The following is a 16,752-nucleotide window of genomic DNA, read 5'->3' on the forward strand; positions in this document are numbered from 1 at the left end:
CTCGGTGTCGTGGTGGCCGTGAACCGGATCTACATCGCCCAGCTGGCCGGACTTCCCGTGTTCGGCCCCGATGGTGAACCCATCGGCAAGGCCAGGGACGTCGTCATCAGCCTCCGCATCGACCGGCAGCCACCGCGCGTGCTCGGCATGGTCGTCGAGCTCGCCACCCGCAGACGGATCTTCGTGCCGATGCTGCGGCTCACCTCGATCGAGCCGAACGCCGTGACGCTCGCCACCGGGTCGGTGAACCTGCGGCCGTTCCACCAGCGGGTCAACGAGGTGCTGGTGATCGGCGAGGTGCTCGACGCCAAGGTGGAGGTCGAGGACGGTGCCACGGCGACGGTCGTGGACGCCGCGATGGAGCTCACCCGCACCCGCGACTGGCGCATGGTCAAGGTCGCCGTCCGCCGGCGGACCGGGCGGCTAGGGCGGCGCGGGCCGGTGCAGGTGTGCCGGTGGGACGAGGTCGGCGGGCTCAGCGTCAACGAGCTCGCGGGCCAGCCGCAGGGCGCCCAGCAGCTGGTCGCGGTGTTCGAGGGCATGCGCGCGGCCGACGTGGCGCACGCGCTGCACGAGCTGCCACCCAAGCGCCGCCACGAGGTCGCGGACGCGCTCGACGACGAACGGCTCGCCGACGTCATCGAGGAACTGTCCGAAGAGGACCAGAAGGACGTCCTGTCGCACCTGGACGAGGAACGGGCCGCCGACGTCCTGGAGGCGATGAACCCCGACGACGCGGCCGACCTGCTCGCCGAGCTGTCCGAGGTGACCAAGGACCGGCTGCTCGACCTGATGGAACCCGAGGAGTCGGCGCCGGTCCGCCGCCTGCTGGAGTACTCCTACGACACCGCCGGTGGTCTGATGACGCCGGAACCGATCATCCTCACGCCGGACGCGACGATCGCGGAAGCGCTGGCACGGGTGCGGAACCCGGACCTCACACCGGCGCTGGCGTCGATGGTCTTCGTCTGCCGCTCCCCCTCCGCGACGCCGACCGGCCGCTACCTAGGCTGCGTGCACATCCAGCGGCTGCTGCGCGAGCCGCCGTTCGACCTCGTCGCCGGAGTGCTCGACACGGACCTCGCGCTGCTGTCGCCGAACGCCTCGCTGAGCGACGTCACCCGCTACTTCGCCACCTACAACCTGGTGTGCGCGCCGGTGATCGACGAGTCCGAGCACCTGCTCGGCGCGGTCACCGTCGACGACGTGCTGGACCACCTGCTGCCGGACAACTGGCGCGAGACGGGACTGAGCCATGCCTGAACTGCTGCCGCGGCGCAGACTCGACCAGCCGCGCGAACCCCGTGGCTTCCGCCTGTCGATCGACCCGGACGCGTTCGGCCAGTTCTCCGAACGGCTCGCCCGCTTCCTCGGCACGGGCAAGTTCCTGTTCTGGCAGACGCTGATCGTCATCGCGTGGATCACGGTGAACCTCGTCGCCGTGTCGCTGCGGTGGGACCCGTACCCGTTCATCCTGCTGAACCTGGCGTTCTCGACGCAGGCCGCCTACGCCGCGCCGCTGATCCTGCTGGCGCAGAACCGGCAGGACGACCGGGACCGGGTGTCGCTGGAGGAGGACCGGGCACGGGCGGCGCAGACCAAGGCGGACACCGAGTTCCTGGCGCGGGAGCTGGCGGCGTTGCGGCTCGCGGTCGGCGAGGTGGCGACGCGCGACTTCATCCGGGGTGAGCTGGAGAAGCTGGTGAAGGAGCAGGACAACCGCAAGAAGGTCCGGCCGTGAGCCCGGTCAGGGCCTGACCAGGCCGCTGGCGACCAGGTCGGCCAGCACCTCGTGGATCGCGGGCGCCGTCTCGGCGTGCGCGCGGTACTCGGCACGCGTCACCCACGTCAGCTCGGCGATCTCCCCCGTCGGCCGCGGCGTGCTTTCGAGCGCCGCGGTGAAGCACGTCATGTCGACCATCGCGCCCTCCCCCTCGCCGTAAGCCGGGGCGACGTACCGCTTGAGGACCTCGGGGCGGTCGAGCTCGACGCCGAGCTCCTCCCGCACCTCACGACGCACCGCTTCCACCGGGGTCTCGCCCGGCTCGATCTTGCCGCCGGGGAGGTAGAAGGCCTTCTTGTCACGTGAGCGCACGACGAGGAGACGACCGGCCTCGACGTGCACGAGCCCCACCACGGTGATCACGGGAACACGTCGTCCGCGGCCAGGCGGTCGCAGGTGCGCCCGAACGCCTCCAGCTCACCGGGGCCGAAGCTCTCGCCGAAGTGCTCGGCGACGCCCGCCAGGTGGGTGGCGGAGGCGGTGCGCAGGCGTTCGGCGCCGAGGGGTGTGAGCACGGCCACGATGCCGCGTCCGTCACCGTCGGCGCGTTCGCGACCGACGAGCCCAGCCCGTTCCAGCCGGTCCACGAGGCGCGTCACGCCGGATCGGGACAGCAGGACGGCGTCGGCGAGTTCGGTCATGCGCATGCGCGTGGAAGGCGCTTCGGCCAGTTGAACCAGCACGTCGTACGCCGCGAGCGAAAGGCGCTGCTCAGCAATCAGTTCGGTCTCGAGGACCCGCGTGATCCGTGCATGCGCGCGGAGGAACGATCGCCACACCCCGAGCTCGACACGGGTGGGCAACCGGGAACTACCCGATTCCGGCACGGACGTCGATGTTACGGACAGCTGCCACCCGGCTACGACCTGGCCCTGTGCTCGAATGTGACCGGCTGGTAGGTGCGGGCCGCGCCGGACGTAGCATGGCTGGTGTGACCACCACGCAGCCCCTCCCCACCGCGGAGGACGTCCGCAAGGCGCTCTCCGGTGTGCAGGACCCCGAGATCCGCCGTCCGATCACCGAGATCGGCATGGTCAAGGACGTCGAGGTGGGTGCGGACGGTTCGGTCGTCGTCGGGGTGTTCCTGACGGTCGCGGGCTGCCCGATGCGGGACAAGATCACCGCTGACGTGACCGCCGCCGTGTCGGCACTCGACGGTGTGTCGTCCGTCCGCGTCGACCTCGACGTGATGAGCGACGCCCAGCGCACCGAGCTGCGCAAGACGTTGCGCGGCGGCACCGAGGAACCGGTCATCCCCTTCGCCCAGCCGGGCTCGCTGACGCGCGTGTACTGCGTCGCGTCCGGCAAGGGCGGCGTCGGCAAGTCGTCGGTCACCGTGAACCTGGCCGTGGCGATGGCCGCTCGCGGCCTGTCCGTCGGCATCGTCGACGCCGACATCTACGGCCACTCGATCCCGCGCATGCTCGGCGCGGACGGCCGTCCCACCCAGGTCGAGAAGATGATCATGCCGCCGCAGGCGCACGGCGTGAAGGTGATCTCGATCGGCATGTTCACCCCCGGCAACACGCCGGTCGTGTGGCGCGGCCCGATGCTGCACCGCGCCCTGCAGCAGTTCCTGGCCGACGTGTTCTGGGGCGACCTGGACGTGCTGCTGCTGGACCTGCCGCCGGGCACCGGTGACGTGGCGATCTCCGTGGCGCAGCTGGTGCCGAACGCCGAGATCCTCGTCGTCACCACCCCGCAGACCGCCGCCGCCGAGGTGGCCGAGCGGGCCGGGTCGATCGCGCTGCAGACGCGGCAGCGGGTCGCGGGCGTGATCGAGAACATGTCGTGGCTGGAGATGCCCGACGGCACGCGCATGGAGGTCTTCGGCTCGGGCGGCGGTGCGGCCGTCGCCGAGTCGCTGACCCGGTCCGTGGGGTCCGAGGTCCCGCTGCTCGGCCAGATTCCGCTGGACCCGCGCCTGCGGGAGAACGGCGACGCGGGCACGCCGATCGTGCAGGCCGTGCCGGACTCGGCCGCCGCGCAGGTGCTGTCGGACATGGCCAAGAAGCTGTCGGTGCGGTCCCGCGGCCTGGCGGGCCGCCTGCTGAACGTCTCCCCCGCAGGCCGCTAGCCCCCGGTCCTCCCGCTTTTCTGACCGCACGCGGGCACGCCGGGCGGCTCGCGTCGCGTGCGGTTCAGGCAGCGGCCGGGATCAGAGCGCGCTCGGGAGCAAGGCACGCCGTCGCGCGTCCGGGATCAGGTCGCGTCGCCGTCGCGCGTCGGGGATCAGGTCGCGTCGGGGTCGTAAGGGGGGCGCTCGCCGGGGGCGAGGGGGCGTTGCTCCGGTGCGGGAGGTGTCGCCGGGGTCGGGTAGCCGTTGGCCTTCGCCGGCTCCGGGTCGTCGAACAGGTGCTTGGTGACCGCGCGCTTCGGATCGAAGTTGCGCAGCTCACGCAGGTCTTCGAGGGGTTTGCGGAGCTGTTCGAACTCCGGGCCCATCTCCTGCTTGAGCTGTTCGCGCGCGCCGGTCGCGTACTCGCGCACCTGGCGCACCGTCTTCCCCAGCCACGCGGCGGCGGAAGGCAGTCGTTCGGGGCCCAGGATGAAGAGACCCGCGACGACGATGATGAGGATCTCGACCCATCCGATGCTGTCGAACACGGTCCCCAGCCTACTTGTCAGTCGGACTTGAGCGTGACGTCGATTTTCAACTCACGTCCTTGGCGCGCAAGGACGACCTGCACCGTCTCGCCGATCTCGTGCTCGCGGACCGCCACGACGAGCTCGGCGGCGTTGCGGACCATCCGGCCGCCCACCTTGGTGATCACGTCACCCTCCTGGACACCGGCGGCCGCAGCGGCCCCACCAGCGGGAACGTTCTGCACCTGGGCGCCCTCGGAGGTCTCCGCGGACACCGACTTCACGTTGACGTTCATGTCGGCGTGCTTCACCGAACCGCTGCGGATCAGCTCCTGGCCGATCTTGCGGGCCTGGTTGCCGGAGATCGCGAAGCCGAGGCCGACCGAACCGCCGGTCTCGGTGCGGATCGAGGAGTTGATGCCGACCAGCGCGCCGCGCGAGTCGACCAGCGCGCCACCGGAGTTGCCGGGGTTGATGGCGGCGTCGGTCTGGATCGCGTCGTAGGTGACCTGAGGGCCGCCGTTCTCGCCCGCGGCGGTGACGGGGCGGTGCAGGGCGGAGACGATGCCCTCGGTGACGGTGTTGGACAGCTGCAGCGGCGAGCCGATGGCGATCACGGAGTCGCCGACCTGGAGCTCGTCGGAGTTGCCGAACTGCAGGACGGTCGGGTTCGTGACCTCGACCTTGATCACGGCGAGGTCGGTCTTGGGGTCGCGGCCGACCACACGGGCCTGGGCGCGGGTGCCGTCGGTGAAGACGGCGCTGAGCTTTGCGGAGGCGTCCTGGGCAGCGGGGGCGACGACGTGGTCGTTGGTGAGGATGTAGCCACCGGACTCGATGACGACGCCGGAGCCGACACCGGCCACGTTCGCGCCCTTGAACTCGATCGAGACCACGCTCGGGGTGACGCGCTTCGCGATGTCGGAGACCGAGCCGGCCGGGCGTTCCTTGCCCGCCTCGACCTCGGCCAGGGTGACCGTCGAGTCGGTCAGCGGGTTGCCCGCGCGGCCGATCAGCCAGCCGACGAGACCGCCCGCCGCGCCGACCAGCAGGGCGGCGGCCATCAGCAACGCCAGGGCGGCCGGCTTCACGCGGCGGCCGAACAGCAGCTCGGGGACGCTCAGCTGCGGGCCGGGCTCCTGCGGCTTCTCCTCCTCGACCGGCGGGTCCTCGCCCACGGCGGGCGGGCCGATGACGGCGCCGGCGGCCGGGTCGCGCCACGGGTCGGCGGCGGGCTCGCCGTCCCAGAAGACCGGGTCGACCCCCGCTTCCGGGGTGCTCGCGGGCTGGTGGCCGGGCGGGCGCTGCAGCAGCTCACCGGAGCCCTGCCGCCCGAAGGCGGTGACCAGCGACTCCGGCGGTGGCGGCGCGGACTGCACCGGGGGGACCTGCACGTGCCGTGCGGCGAACGCGCCCTCGACGCCGCTGGGGCGGCCGAAGGCGGTGGCGTAGGTGGGGTCGACCGGCGGCTGCACGAGCGGCCGCGGCCGGAGCCTGCGGTGCGCTCCGTCGTCCACTCCGGACACAGGTGTGGGCGTCTGGCCGTTGGGCGACTGCTGGCTCATCTCTCCCCGAATTTTCCGCTAGGAGTGCTGAACCACAGCCTGCCTGACGAGCGGTGAAATACCTGTCAGCGGGTGCCGACCAGCGCGCCGCTCAGGTCCTGGTGGATCAGTGGCGCCGGCTGGGCCGGTGCCTCCGGCTCGCCGTCCGGGGTGACGAACGCGAGCGCGCTGAGCAGCATGCCGCTCACGACGACGCCGGCGCCCTGCCGGGCTCTGCGGCCGCTGAACCAGCCCTGGCTGCCCAGCGGCTTGGACGACCCCAGCACGGGGCCGGAGCCGAACGCGGGCTTGTCCGTGCGCTGCACGGTGACGAACTGACCGTCCTCGGTGATCGCGAGCCCGTCCGGAGCGGACGGCAGCTCGACCTCCTGCGGGATGGCGCCGAGCCGGTCGAGCAGCGAGGCCGACGCGGTGGGAGCCGACGCGGTGCGCACGGCGGCGCGCGCCTGCTGCTGCGTGTAGGTCTCCAACGCGCAGAAGCCACAGCGCTGGATGTGCGCCGAGGCTCGCTCGTGGGCGACCGAGGACAGCTCCCCGTCCACGAACGCGACCACGGCATCCGGCAACAGGTGCTGCTCAGGCAGGCCCCAACCACGCAGGTCGGTCATGCAGAGTCCTCCAGCAACGATTCCTGACGACGGCGTTCCAGTGCGACCTTCAGGGCCTGGCGGCCCCGGTGGATCCTGCTCCTCACGGTACCCATCTTCACCCCGAGCGTGGCGCCGATCTCCTCGTAGGAGAGTCCTTCCACGTCACAGAGCACGACGGCCGCGCGGAACTCGGGCGGGAGCTCGTCGAGCGCCGCCTGCAGGTCCGGGTCGAGGTGGTTCTCGTCGTAGATCTCCTCGGGGGACAGGTCGTCACCCTCGAGGCGGTCGTTGTCCTCGGGCAGCGCCTCCATGCGCACGCGGCTGCGCCGGCGTGCCATGTCCAGGAAGAGGTTGGTGGTGATGCGGTGCAGCCACCCCTCGAAGGTGCCCGGCTTGTACGACGCCAGGGAGCGGAAGACGCGGATGAACGTCTCCTGCGTGAGGTCCTCGGCGTCGTGCTGGTTGCCGGTCAGGCGGTACGCCAGCCGGTAGACCCGGTCCGCGTGCTCGCGAACGATCGCATCCCACGAGGGCGGCGTCCAGTCGGCCGTCTCGATGGGCGCGACGGCCTCCGGCGAACTCGACTGCGTGCGCATCAGGTGTTTCGGCACCTCCAGGTGGGCCGCCCGGCGACCCTTATGCGGCTCAACGGTCGACGGGTCCGGCTTGTTCCCGCCTCGAGCCTGGCTTCTTGCCTCTGTACCTTCTCCTGCCCGGTTTAAACGATCGTGAGAGCTGGCTGAGAGCACCCTGAGAATCTCGGTTCGGGCCGCGTTCACCCGTTTTGGGCACGACTGGCACTAGCCTGCGTGCTTGTGACACCGGAATCGGCCCTGCGGGAGTACGTCGAGCAGTACCTCCCCGAGGACGACGTGTACCTGGCAGCGCGCACACGCGGCCAGGAGCTGGGCTGCGTGCCCATCGGCGCGGGCGGCGGCGCCGCCCTCAGGTTCCTGGCGACCGCCCTGCAGGCGAAGGCCGTCGTCGAGATCGGCACCGGAGCGGGCACCAGCGGCCTCTACCTGCTCTCCGGCATGCCGTCCTCCGGCGTGCTCACGTCGATCGACGTCGCCCCCGAACACCAACGCGCCGCCCGCGAGGCGTACACCGCGGCCGGCATCTCGCCGTCGCGCACCCGCCTGATCATGGGCAAGGCGCTGGAGGTGCTCCCCCGCCTCACCGACGCCGCCTACGACCTCGTCTTCGTCGACGCCTACAAGCCCGAGTACCCGCAGTACCTCGAACACGGGGTGCGGATGCTGCGGCCCGGCGGCGTCATCGCGTTCGACAACGTCCTGTGGCACGGCAAGGTCGTCGACCCGAAGGTGAAGGACGAGTCGACGCAGGCCATGCGGGAGATCGCGAAGTCGTGCCGGGAGGACTCCCGGCTCGTGCCGGTCATCCTGCCGCTGGGCGACGGACTGCTGGTCGCCGCACGCCGTCCCTGACGGCCACGCGGGTTGCCTGCGTGCGCAAGAAGCCACGCGAGGCTCCCGCGTGGCGTGTCGAGGGAACGCAGCGGCCCCGCGTGACCTTGAGAGGAAACGCGGGGCTTGCGTGGTGTGTCCAGGAGCGTCGGAGGGCTACGTGACGGCGTCGGCAGGTGGCTGGCGGCGCTAGTAGGCCCGGACGCCCTTGCCGAGGACCGTGATGCCGCTGGCGGAGACCGTGTAGCGCTCGCGGTCCATCGGCGCGTCCACGCCGATGAGCGCGCCGTCGGGCACCACGACGTTCTTGTCGAGGATGGCCCGGCGGACCACGGCGCCCTTGCCGATCCGCACGCCCGGCAGCAGGACGGAGCCCTGCACCACGGAGCCGACCTCGACGGTCACGTCCGACGAGATCACCGAGCCGTGGATCTTGCCGGAGATGATGGAGCCGGGGCCGACCATCGAGTCCTCCGCCGACCCGCCCGCGATGAACTTCGCGGGCGGCAGCGGCGGGGTCGCCGTGCGGATCGGCCACAGCTCGTTGTAGAGGTTGAAGATCGGGTGGACGGAGACCAGGTCCATGTGGGCGTCGTAGTAGGCGTCGATCGTTCCCACGTCGCGCCAGTAGCCGCGGTCGCGGTCGGTCGCGCCGGGCACGACGTTGTCCTGGAAGTCGTACACGTGGGCCTTACCCCGGTCGACGAGCATGGGGATGATGTCGCCACCCATGTCGTGGTCGGAGTCCGGGTTCAGCGCGTCCCCGCGCAGCGCGTCGAGCAGCGCCTCGGTCGTGAAGACGTAGTTGCCCATCGACGCGAACGTCACGTCCGGGTCGTCCGGCACGTGCGGCGGCTCCGAGGGCTTCTCCAGGAAGCGGGTGATCTTGCCGGAGGCGTCCGAGTCGATGCAGCCGAAGGCCTTGGCCTCGGTGCGCGGCACGCGGATGCCGGCGACGGTCACCGCGGCGCCGGACTCGACGTGCTGCGAGATCATCTGGCCGGGGTCCATCCGGTACACGTGGTCGGCACCGAAGATCACGACGTGGTCCGGCTTCTCGTCGTGGACGAGGTTCAGCGACTGGAAGATCGCGTCTGCCGAGCCGGTGTACCAGCGCGGGCCCAAACGTTGCTGGGCCGGTACCGGCGTCACGTACTGACCGAGCACATTGGACAGGCGCCACGTCGTCGAGATGTGGCGGTCCAGCGAGTGCGACTTGTACTGCGTCAGCACGCAGAGCTTCGCGAGCCCGGCGTTGACCAGGTTGGACAGCACGAAGTCCACCAGCCGGTAGTTGCCCCCGAAGGGCACAGCCGGTTTCGCGCGGTCCGCCGTCAGTGGCCACAGGCGCTTGCCCTCACCACCGGCAAGCACAATTCCGAGAACGTGCGGCTGCCCCTTCACGGTATGTGACCCTATCCGTGCGATCGATCTCGAACCAGACGCAGAGCGGTTTGTCCCGACAAGTACCGCCGTGATCTACGGTAAGTGCGTGCGAGTTGCTCTGATGACGCGGGAGTACCCACCGGAAGTCTACGGTGGCGCTGGTGTGCACGTGGGATTCCTCGTCCCCCACCTCCGCGGGCTCGTCGAGGTGGACGTGCATTGCTTCGGCGCGCCCAGAGGTGATGCCACGGCGCACAACGCTCCCCACTCTCTCGAACACGCAAACGCGGCGTTGACCACACTTGCGGTCGACCTCGAAATGGCGGCGGCGGTGTCCACGGCGAACCTCGTGCACTCGCACACGTGGTACGCGAACATGGGCGGCCACCTCGCCAAACTGCTGCACGGCGTTCCGCACGTGGTGACCGCGCACTCGCTGGAGCCGCGCCGGCCGTGGAAGGCCGAGCAGCTCGGTGGCGGGTACCGGATCTCGTCGTGGGCCGAGCGGACCGCCTACGAGCACGCGGACGCGGTGATCGCGGTCAGCGAGGGGATGCGCGCGGACGTGCTCGACGCGTACCCGGCGCTGGACCCCGCGAAGGTGCACGTGGTCCGCAACGGGATCGACTCCGTCGCCTACCACCCGGTCACGGAGACGGACGCCCTGACGTCCCGTGGGATCGATCCCACGAAGCCGATCGTCGCGTTCGTGGGGCGGATCACCCGGCAGAAGGGCGTCGGGCACCTCGTCGCCGCGGCGCACCAGATCGCGCCGGAGGCGCAGATCGTGCTGTGCGCGGGCGCGCCGGACACCCCGGAGATCGCCGAGGAGACCCGGCTGGCCGTGAGCGAGCTCGCGGCGGCGCGGGAGGGCGTCTTCTGGATCCAGAAGATGCTGCAGCCCGCCGAGGTCCGGCAGATCCTCAGCCACGCCACGGTGTTCGTGTGCCCGTCGGTCTACGAGCCGCTGGGCATCGTGAACCTGGAGGCGATGGCGTGCGGCACGGCGGTCGTGGCCTCCGACGTCGGCGGCATCCCCGAGGTCGTCGCGCACGACGAGACGGGGCTGCTGGTCCACTACGACGAGCACGACACGTCGACGTACCGGCACGAACTGGCCGAGGCGATCAACTCGCTCGTCGCCGACCCGGAACGGGCGCGGCGGTTCGGCGTGGCCGGGCGCAAGCGCGCTGAGCAGGAGTTCTCCTGGGCCTCGATGGCCGAGCAGACGGTCGAGGTCTACCGCAGCGTGATTTGAGCCACACTTCTGCCGGGCAACCCGGAGGTGTGAACGCCGCCTTTAACCAGTAGTGACATTTCGGTTCCGACTGGTGAGGGGCGCGAGGACTGTGCGTTGTGCGGTGCTGGGTCTGACGGTCCTCCTGGCGGCGGCCGGATGTGCCACAGCCCCGAAGGCCGAGTCGACCGCGGTCACGCTCACCGTCGACGGCAAGAAGCTCGCCGGCGCCTCCGAGCTGCAGTCGCAGGCCGAGGCGCAGATCTCGTTCACGCTGGAGTACGGCTACGTCGCACGGGCGGGCGCGGCGGCGGTGAGCTGCTGGTTCGCCAAGACCGGTGTCGACGCGGAGGTGGACCGGCGGCTGTGGTGCGGTCCGGTGCAGGTGCCCGGCACCGGCGCCTCGACCGACTGGGTGCCCGTGCCGCTCAAGGAGGTCGCGAAGTCCGACGAGGAGGTCCGCTTCGAGGTGCAGTCGCCGCAGGTGCCGGAGAGCGGCAACCGCAGCACCCCGGTCGGCACGCTGGTCCGCACCGACGGCAAGCAGTTCGACCCGACGAAGCAGCAGGACCTGACCGCGGGCAAGGACTTCCTCGCGGTGCTGCCCGACGACGGCAAGCGGCCCAACTCCGACCTCGGTCTCGGCGGCCTCGACGTGAAGCTGCGCGACGACCTGCTCTCCACCGGCGTGACCGGCTGGGCCGACCCGGACCTCTGGCACACCTCCGACGGCACCGTGCGCGCCGAGCCCGGTTCCCGGCTGCGCGTGCTGCGGATGAAGGTCGAGAAGCTCAACGAGACCGACAGCGGCTACCTGCGCACCAACTGGCAGGGGTTCGCCCCGCAGCCCTCCGAGCTCGCGCTGGAGCTGCCGGGCAAGCGCCAGGTGCTGCCGCAGGACCGCCTGCCCGCCAACGGCTCGGTGTTCGTCGTCTACACCGTGCCCGACCCGCAGGCCGGCGCCGAGCACCTCTCGCTGGGCACGCTCGGAGCCAAGTCGCTGGAGCAGCGCGTCGAGATCCCCTCCGGCAAGCGCGCCGAGAACCCGCCGCCGGTGCTGCTGCGCGCGGCCGGTCCCGGCCACTTCCAGGAGCAGACCCAGAAGGTCAGGCTCGGCGGCAACGCCATGGGCATGAAGGTCACCGGCATCAAGCTCGGCCGGCAGCGCCCGGTCAAGCTCGGCCCGAGCCAGTACGACGTCGCCACGATCTCCGCGCCCGACAAGGCGCTGCTGGAGGTGCGGCTGGAGGCCACCGGTGACGTGCCGGACACCGCGGGCGGCCTGATGACCAAGGACCTGATCACGGTGACCCTGCCGGACGGCACGGTCGCACCGCAGGTCGGCGCCCGCTACGACGGCGGCCCGCTGCCCTTCGCGGTCGTGGTGGAGATCCCGGCGGACACCCGGTCGGTCTCGGTGGGCCTGGTCGACGGCAGCCCCGACCTGCCCAGGCTCGGCAAGGTCGCGCTCATGCCGGTCGACCCGCGCCTCACGCTCGCGTTGGAGTTCTGAACGAGCATCGCGGCGAGCGCCAGCCAGCCCAGGACCACCGCCACGAGCCCACCCCAGCCCCACTCGCCGAACGCCGTGCTGCCGGCCGTGCCGCCGACGCTGCTGCCGACGTAGAAGCCCAGCAGGTAGAGCCCGGACGCCTGGCCGCGGGCGTGTCCGGGGGCGCGGGCACCGACCCAGCCGCTGGCCGTGGCGTGCGCGGCGAAGAACCCGCCGGTGACGACCGCCAGCCCGAGCGGCACCCACAGCAGGCTCGCGAGCGCGCCCAGGGCGAGGACCCCGATGCACGCGAGCAGCACCCGGCCGCGTCCGAACCGGTCGGAGAACCGGCCCGCGAACGCCGACGCGACGCTGCCGACGCCGTAGAAGAGGAAGACCAGGGACTCCAGCCACGTCGGGCCGGCGAGCTGGAAGCCCACGACGTTGTAGAACGAGATGAACGACCCGACCAGCAGCACGGACACCGCGTAGAGCGCGAGCAGCACGGGGTCCTTCAGCGCGGCCTTCATCGCCCGTGGCGCACGCTGGGGCCGGTTGTGCGCCGGTGGCAGGAAGAACACCACCACGGCCGCCGCGACCAGCCCGAACACACCCGCCGCGAGCAACGAGCCACGCCAGCCCAGCCAGTCGGCGGTCAGCCCGGAGACCAGCCGCCCGAGCATCCCGCCCACGCTGTTGCCCGCGATCAGCGCGCCCATCGCCGCGCCGAGCCCGCCGTTGTCCAGCTCGTCGGCGAGGTAGGCCATCGCCGCCGCGGGCACCCCGGCCACCGCGGCGCCCTGCAGCACGCGCAGCAGCAGGAACACGTCGAAGTCGGGCGCGAACGGCAGCGCCAGCCCGATCAGCCCGGCCAGCAGCACGCTCGCGACGATCACCGGCCGGCGCCCGACCCGTTCCGACAGCGTCGCCACCGGCACGACCACCAGCGCCAGCGCGATCGTCGACGCCGAGATCGCGAGCGACGCACCGCCCGGCCCCAGCCCGTACTCGTCCGCGATCAGCGGCAGCACCGGCTGCGGCGCGTAGAGCAACGCGAAGCTCGCGAGCCCCGACGCGGCGGTGGACGCGGTCAACCTGTTCACCCACCTGACGCTAAGCCATCCGTCCAATACGGAAATGCGCCAGAATCGATCCGTGGACGAATTGGAGCTGGCCCCGAAGCTGGCGGTGCTGAAAGCGCTTGCCGCCGACGAGCACGTGACCCGTGCCGCAGCGCGCCTCGGCCTCCCCCAGCCCACGGTCAGCCGGTGGCTCGCGGAGCTCGGCGAGGCGCTGGGCGCACCCGTGATCGCACGCTCCGGCCGCCGCGTCCGCCTCACCCGCGCCGGCCGCCTGCTCGCCGAGGCCGCCACCCGCTCGCTGGCCGCGCTCGAACCCGGTCTGCGCGCGGCCGAGGAGGAGCTCGACCCGGAGAAGGGCCGCGTGGTGCTCGGCTTCCTGCACATGCTCGGCCGCTCGGTGGTGCCCGAGCTGGTCCGCGGCTTCCGCGCCGACCACCCGCACGTGCGGTTCGGCCTGGTCCAGGACGCGCGCCAGGGCGTGGTCGACAAGCTCGTCTCCGGCGAGATCGACCTCGCGCTGGTCGCCCCGCCGCCGACCGGCCCGGAGTTCTCCTCGGTGGTGCTGTTCGAGCAGGAGCTGATCGCCGTCGTGCCAGCGACACACCGGCTGGCCGCGCGCAGGGCCGTGCGGCTGACGGACCTGCGCGACGAGGACTTCATCGTCCTGGAGCACGGCTACGGGCTGCGGCAGATCACCGACGACCTGTGCGCGGCGGCCGGGTTCACCCCGCGGATCGCGTTCGAGGGGCAGGAGACCGAGACCGTGCGCGGGCTGGTCGCGGCCGGGCTCGGCGTGGCGCTGCTCCCGCACCCGGAGTTCACGCCTCCCGCCGGGGTGCGGGAACTACCGCTGGTGCCGCGGTCGAGCCGGATGTTCGGGTTGTCGTGGCTGACCGGCCAGCCGATGCCGCCGGCGGTCGAGGCGTTCCGGGATCACGCCCTGTCGAGCAAGCGGTCGTAGGACGCGGCCTCGACCGGCACACGGGTGGGAACGGCGGACAGGTCGTCCTGGGCGCCGCGCCTGCCGTGCACGAACAACACCGACAGGCGCCCCTCGCCCACCGCGCGCGGCAGGGACCCGTCCACCTCCAGCAGCGCCGCGACGCGGTGCATCGCCGCGTACACCTTGGGGAAGTCCGCCACCCCGCACACCGAGGAGGACGACAACCCGGAATGCGGCAGGCGCTCACCGAGAGCCTGGTCGAGAACGGCCACCGCGCCGGCACCACCGGGTCCGACCGGGCCGAACGCCACGAGGGTGACGCGGCTCCCCCTGGTCCGGCCGTAGTCCGAGATCAAGACGAAGTCGACGGGCACCTCGTCGGCGAGTCCCGCGACAGGCACGATCCGCGTGCCGAAGGGTGACCACCGCGCAACCAGCAGCGGGCAGTCCGACACCACCTGCCGGACATCGGCGGGACCTCCACCCCGCTCCAGGACGGCTCGAAGCACCTCCTGCCCGTGCGCGAGGTCCTCCCCGCGGCGGTCCCACCCCGTGTTGGTGATCGGCATGCCGGCGACCCGGTGCGGAAAAGCCGCCCGCACGAGCTCCTCGGCCACCACGTGCAGGCCCTCGACCGTGCTCACACCCTTCACGTCGGCCAGCATCGGCGAGTACCCGGCCACGTCCGCCGCGTCCACGCCGTGCCACACCGGCAGCACCCGCCGTTCGCCGTTCGCCGCGGCCATCAGCCCCGCCAGCTCACGCCGCGGCCACTGCTTCGCGAAGAACGCCTCGCTCAGCACCACCACGCCGTAGCGCGACGACCCGAGGCCGCGGTCGATCTCCCGCAGCACCGAGTCGCCGACGCGCAACGTGAAGTCGTCGTACCAGACCGAGAACCCGGCCGACCGCAGGTAGTGGGCCAGCGGGCCCGCCACGAGCCGCTTGTCCTCACTGGCGTGGCTGATGAAGAAGTCCCAGGACGACCCGTCACGGGGCCCAGCGCTGTGCACCCGACCAGGTTCGCAGGTACGACTCCGCCCCGCCCAGCATGTCCGTCACCAGCCGGTCCCCGCCCAGCTGGCGCACCTGCTCCACCCAGTCCGGCAGCAGCCCGATGTGCGCCCCGCCGTCGGTGTTGATGTCCCACACCCGCTCGCCGGTGCGCTGCCGGTCCACCAGCGGCCCGTCCGGGTAGCTGCGGAACGGGTAGGTCACGCCGGTGCGCGGTGACGGGTGCGAGCCGACGCCGTTGAAGTCGCTGCCGAACCCGAGGCCCACGTCGTACTTCCGGCGCAGCGCCTCGGTGGCGGCGGCCTGGACGACGTAGCCGTCGGCGTCGTTCTCGTAGCCCGCCACGAAACCGCCGAGGCGGTAGACCTGCTCGGTCCACTGCGCGTCCATCCAGCTGTGGCTCGACAGCACACCGGGGTACCTCGCGGCGGCGGCCAGCTCCAGGGTGCGGCCTGCCGCCTTCACGCTCATGTGGTCGACCTCGATCATCATGTGCCGCCGCATCATGCCCTGCGCCGCGTACTCGCCGAGCGCCGTCAGGCCGCGCACGTTGCAGCGCTTGGCCGGGTCGTAGGACGGTGCCACGACGGTCGCGGGGATCAGGGCGTTCGGGCCGGCGAAGCCGATCGGGTTGTCCTGCTGCGGGCCCTTGCACTGCTCGGTCGTCCACCACGTGCCGGTGCGCAGGAACTGGCCGGCGTTGAGCACGCCGCCCTGCACGCCGGAGTCGAACCGGACGCCGCACAGCGCGTTGTCGAACTTGTGGCACAGGAACGCGCTGCGCACGCCGAGCGCGTAGACCTCGTCCAGGCCGCGGTCGATGTCGGCCTTGCCGCACAGCGGGAGGTCGAGGAGCTGGCGGCAGCCGAACAGCTCGGAGGTCTCGATGCCGAGCACCACGGCGAGCTTGCCCTGCTCGACCACGGACCTGGCCTGCTCGGCCGACGTGACGACGCGGAACCAGCCCTTGCCGGGGCCGCCGAAGACGCGGTCGACGAAGTCCTGCAGCTCGTAGGTGCGCTTGGCCTGCAGCCGCACGGACGTCATCTCGTCGCACGGCCGGTCCTTGAACGGGTAGATCACGCACAGCTCGGCGTTGCTGGTCAGGTCGGTCACCAGCACCCGCTGGCCGCCGCGCCACGCCCGTTCCAGCCAGGCGTAGTAGTTCTGCTGGTGCGACACCGTCTTGTACGACGGCCAGTCGCGGAACGTCGGCCAGCCCACCGGGTCGTGGCCGTCGAAGTCCGAGGTCACGATGGCCTCGAAGATCGCGCCGAGGCCGGCGGGGTGGTGCTCGGGGCAGTCCTGCAACGCCTGGGGCGCACCGCCGTCGGCGAACACGCCGCCGCAGATCAACCGGCCACCGAACGCCTCGCCCGTCATGAGGTGGTTGTGCGCGTCGACCAGCCCGCGCACCCGGCCCTGGCCGTCCGTCCCGCGGAACGGCTCGCCGGTCACGTTGATCTGCGAGTCCTGCGCGGGCCGGGCGACCGGTTCCCACCACGGCGTGCCGGCGACGGCCGGTGTCAGCGCGGACAGGAGCAACGAGACGGCGAGAGCCAGGCGGAGTAACACGAGCCGCTCCTCTACATCGTTGTGAAGGAGCTCACATCATGCAGGGAACGCCGCCGTCTCGGATCGGCCATC

At 71.4% G+C, this 16,752-nt stretch carries 16 protein-coding genes; 6 read left to right on the forward strand and 10 right to left on the reverse strand.

Annotated features, from left to right (window positions below; all coding sequences use genetic code 11):
• The first annotated feature begins 9 nt into the window (after positions 1 to 9).
• Both ADL03_RS42740 and ADL03_RS42745 read left to right on the forward strand, forming a co-directional pair.
• A complete protein-coding gene (locus tag ADL03_RS42740; RefSeq protein WP_053739382.1) occupies positions 10 to 1,263 on the forward strand; it encodes a magnesium transporter MgtE N-terminal domain-containing protein in 1,254 nt (417 codons plus the stop codon).
• On the forward strand, positions 1,256 to 1,741 hold the full coding sequence (locus tag ADL03_RS42745; protein ID WP_053739383.1) for a DUF1003 domain-containing protein: 486 nt from the start codon (positions 1,256 to 1,258) through the stop codon (positions 1,739 to 1,741). Before ADL03_RS42740 ends, ADL03_RS42745 begins: the two co-directional genes overlap by 8 nt.
• Positions 1,742 to 1,747: 6 nt before the next feature.
• On the opposite strand, the gene ADL03_RS42750 is transcribed toward ADL03_RS42745, so the two are convergent.
• A complete protein-coding gene (locus ADL03_RS42750; RefSeq protein ID WP_053739384.1) occupies positions 1,748 to 2,146 on the reverse strand; it encodes an NUDIX domain-containing protein in 399 nt (132 codons plus the stop codon).
• Positions 2,143 to 2,610: a MarR family transcriptional regulator gene (locus tag ADL03_RS42755; protein WP_053739385.1), complete on the reverse strand. Its 468-nt coding sequence runs from the start codon at positions 2,608 to 2,610 to the stop codon at positions 2,143 to 2,145. Before ADL03_RS42755 ends, ADL03_RS42750 begins: the two co-directional genes overlap by 4 nt.
• A gap of 95 nt (positions 2,611 to 2,705) precedes the next feature.
• Between ADL03_RS42755 and ADL03_RS42760 the strand changes: the two genes are divergently transcribed.
• Positions 2,706 to 3,860, forward strand: coding sequence for an Mrp/NBP35 family ATP-binding protein (locus ADL03_RS42760; protein ID WP_157529768.1), 1,155 nt, complete (start codon positions 2,706 to 2,708; stop codon positions 3,858 to 3,860).
• Positions 3,861 to 4,015: 155 nt separating this feature from the next.
• On the opposite strand, the gene tatB is transcribed toward ADL03_RS42760, so the two are convergent.
• The 4 genes from tatB to sigE form a co-directional block, all read right to left on the reverse strand.
• A complete protein-coding gene (tatB, locus tag ADL03_RS42765; RefSeq protein WP_053739387.1) occupies positions 4,016 to 4,390 on the reverse strand; it encodes a Sec-independent protein translocase protein TatB in 375 nt (124 codons plus the stop codon).
• A 17-nt stretch (positions 4,391 to 4,407) separates the two neighbouring features.
• Positions 4,408 to 5,934: a S1C family serine protease gene (locus tag ADL03_RS42770; RefSeq protein WP_053739388.1), complete on the reverse strand. Its 1,527-nt coding sequence runs from the start codon at positions 5,932 to 5,934 to the stop codon at positions 4,408 to 4,410.
• A 65-nt stretch (positions 5,935 to 5,999) separates the two neighbouring features.
• Entirely contained in the window at positions 6,000 to 6,542 is a 543-nt protein-coding gene (locus ADL03_RS42775; RefSeq protein ID WP_053739389.1) for an anti-sigma factor, read from the reverse strand.
• Positions 6,539 to 7,120, reverse strand: coding sequence for an RNA polymerase sigma factor SigE (gene sigE, locus ADL03_RS42780; RefSeq protein WP_082374044.1), 582 nt, complete (start codon positions 7,118 to 7,120; stop codon positions 6,539 to 6,541). Before sigE ends, ADL03_RS42775 begins: the two co-directional genes overlap by 4 nt.
• 219 nt (positions 7,121 to 7,339) lie before the next feature.
• On the opposite strand from sigE, the gene ADL03_RS42785 reads away from it, so the two are divergent.
• Positions 7,340 to 7,972: an O-methyltransferase gene (locus ADL03_RS42785; protein ID WP_082374014.1), complete on the forward strand. Its 633-nt coding sequence runs from the start codon at positions 7,340 to 7,342 to the stop codon at positions 7,970 to 7,972.
• 168 nt (positions 7,973 to 8,140) lie between these two features.
• Here the strand turns inward: ADL03_RS42785 and glgC are convergent, their stop codons facing one another.
• Positions 8,141 to 9,355 (reverse strand): glucose-1-phosphate adenylyltransferase, encoded by a 1,215-nt coding sequence (glgC, locus tag ADL03_RS42790; RefSeq protein ID WP_053739391.1) that lies wholly within the window; start codon positions 9,353 to 9,355, stop codon positions 8,141 to 8,143.
• An 88-nt stretch (positions 9,356 to 9,443) separates the two neighbouring features.
• Between glgC and glgA the strand changes: the two genes are divergently transcribed.
• Positions 9,444 to 10,595, forward strand: coding sequence for a glycogen synthase (gene glgA / locus ADL03_RS42795; protein WP_157529769.1), 1,152 nt, complete (start codon positions 9,444 to 9,446; stop codon positions 10,593 to 10,595).
• Positions 10,596 to 11,924: 1,329 nt separating this feature from the next.
• Here glgA and ADL03_RS46345 read toward each other — a convergent pair.
• A complete protein-coding gene (locus tag ADL03_RS46345) occupies positions 11,925 to 13,169 on the reverse strand; it encodes an MFS transporter (protein ID WP_082374015.1) in 1,245 nt (414 codons plus the stop codon).
• 52 nt (positions 13,170 to 13,221) lie between these two features.
• Here ADL03_RS46345 and ADL03_RS42810 point away from each other — a divergent pair, with 52 nt between their 5' ends.
• On the forward strand, positions 13,222 to 14,109 hold the full coding sequence (locus tag ADL03_RS42810) for a LysR family transcriptional regulator (protein ID WP_231642844.1): 888 nt from the start codon (positions 13,222 to 13,224) through the stop codon (positions 14,107 to 14,109).
• Here the strand turns inward: ADL03_RS42810 and ADL03_RS42815 are convergent.
• Positions 14,082 to 15,104 (reverse strand): toll/interleukin-1 receptor domain-containing protein, encoded by a 1,023-nt coding sequence (locus ADL03_RS42815; RefSeq protein ID WP_053739396.1) that lies wholly within the window; start codon positions 15,102 to 15,104, stop codon positions 14,082 to 14,084. The two genes, ADL03_RS42810 and ADL03_RS42815, sit on opposite strands and share 28 nt — an antisense overlap.
• Positions 15,082 to 16,680, reverse strand: coding sequence for a hypothetical protein (locus ADL03_RS42820; RefSeq protein ID WP_053739397.1), 1,599 nt, complete (start codon positions 16,678 to 16,680; stop codon positions 15,082 to 15,084). The genes ADL03_RS42815 and ADL03_RS42820 overlap by 23 nt, the downstream gene beginning before the upstream one ends.
• Between the last annotated feature and the right edge of the window lie 72 nt (positions 16,681 to 16,752).

It is taken from the genome of Nocardia sp. NRRL S-836 (assembly GCF_001279525.1).
Lineage (GTDB): Bacteria > Actinomycetota > Actinomycetes > Mycobacteriales > Pseudonocardiaceae > Lentzea.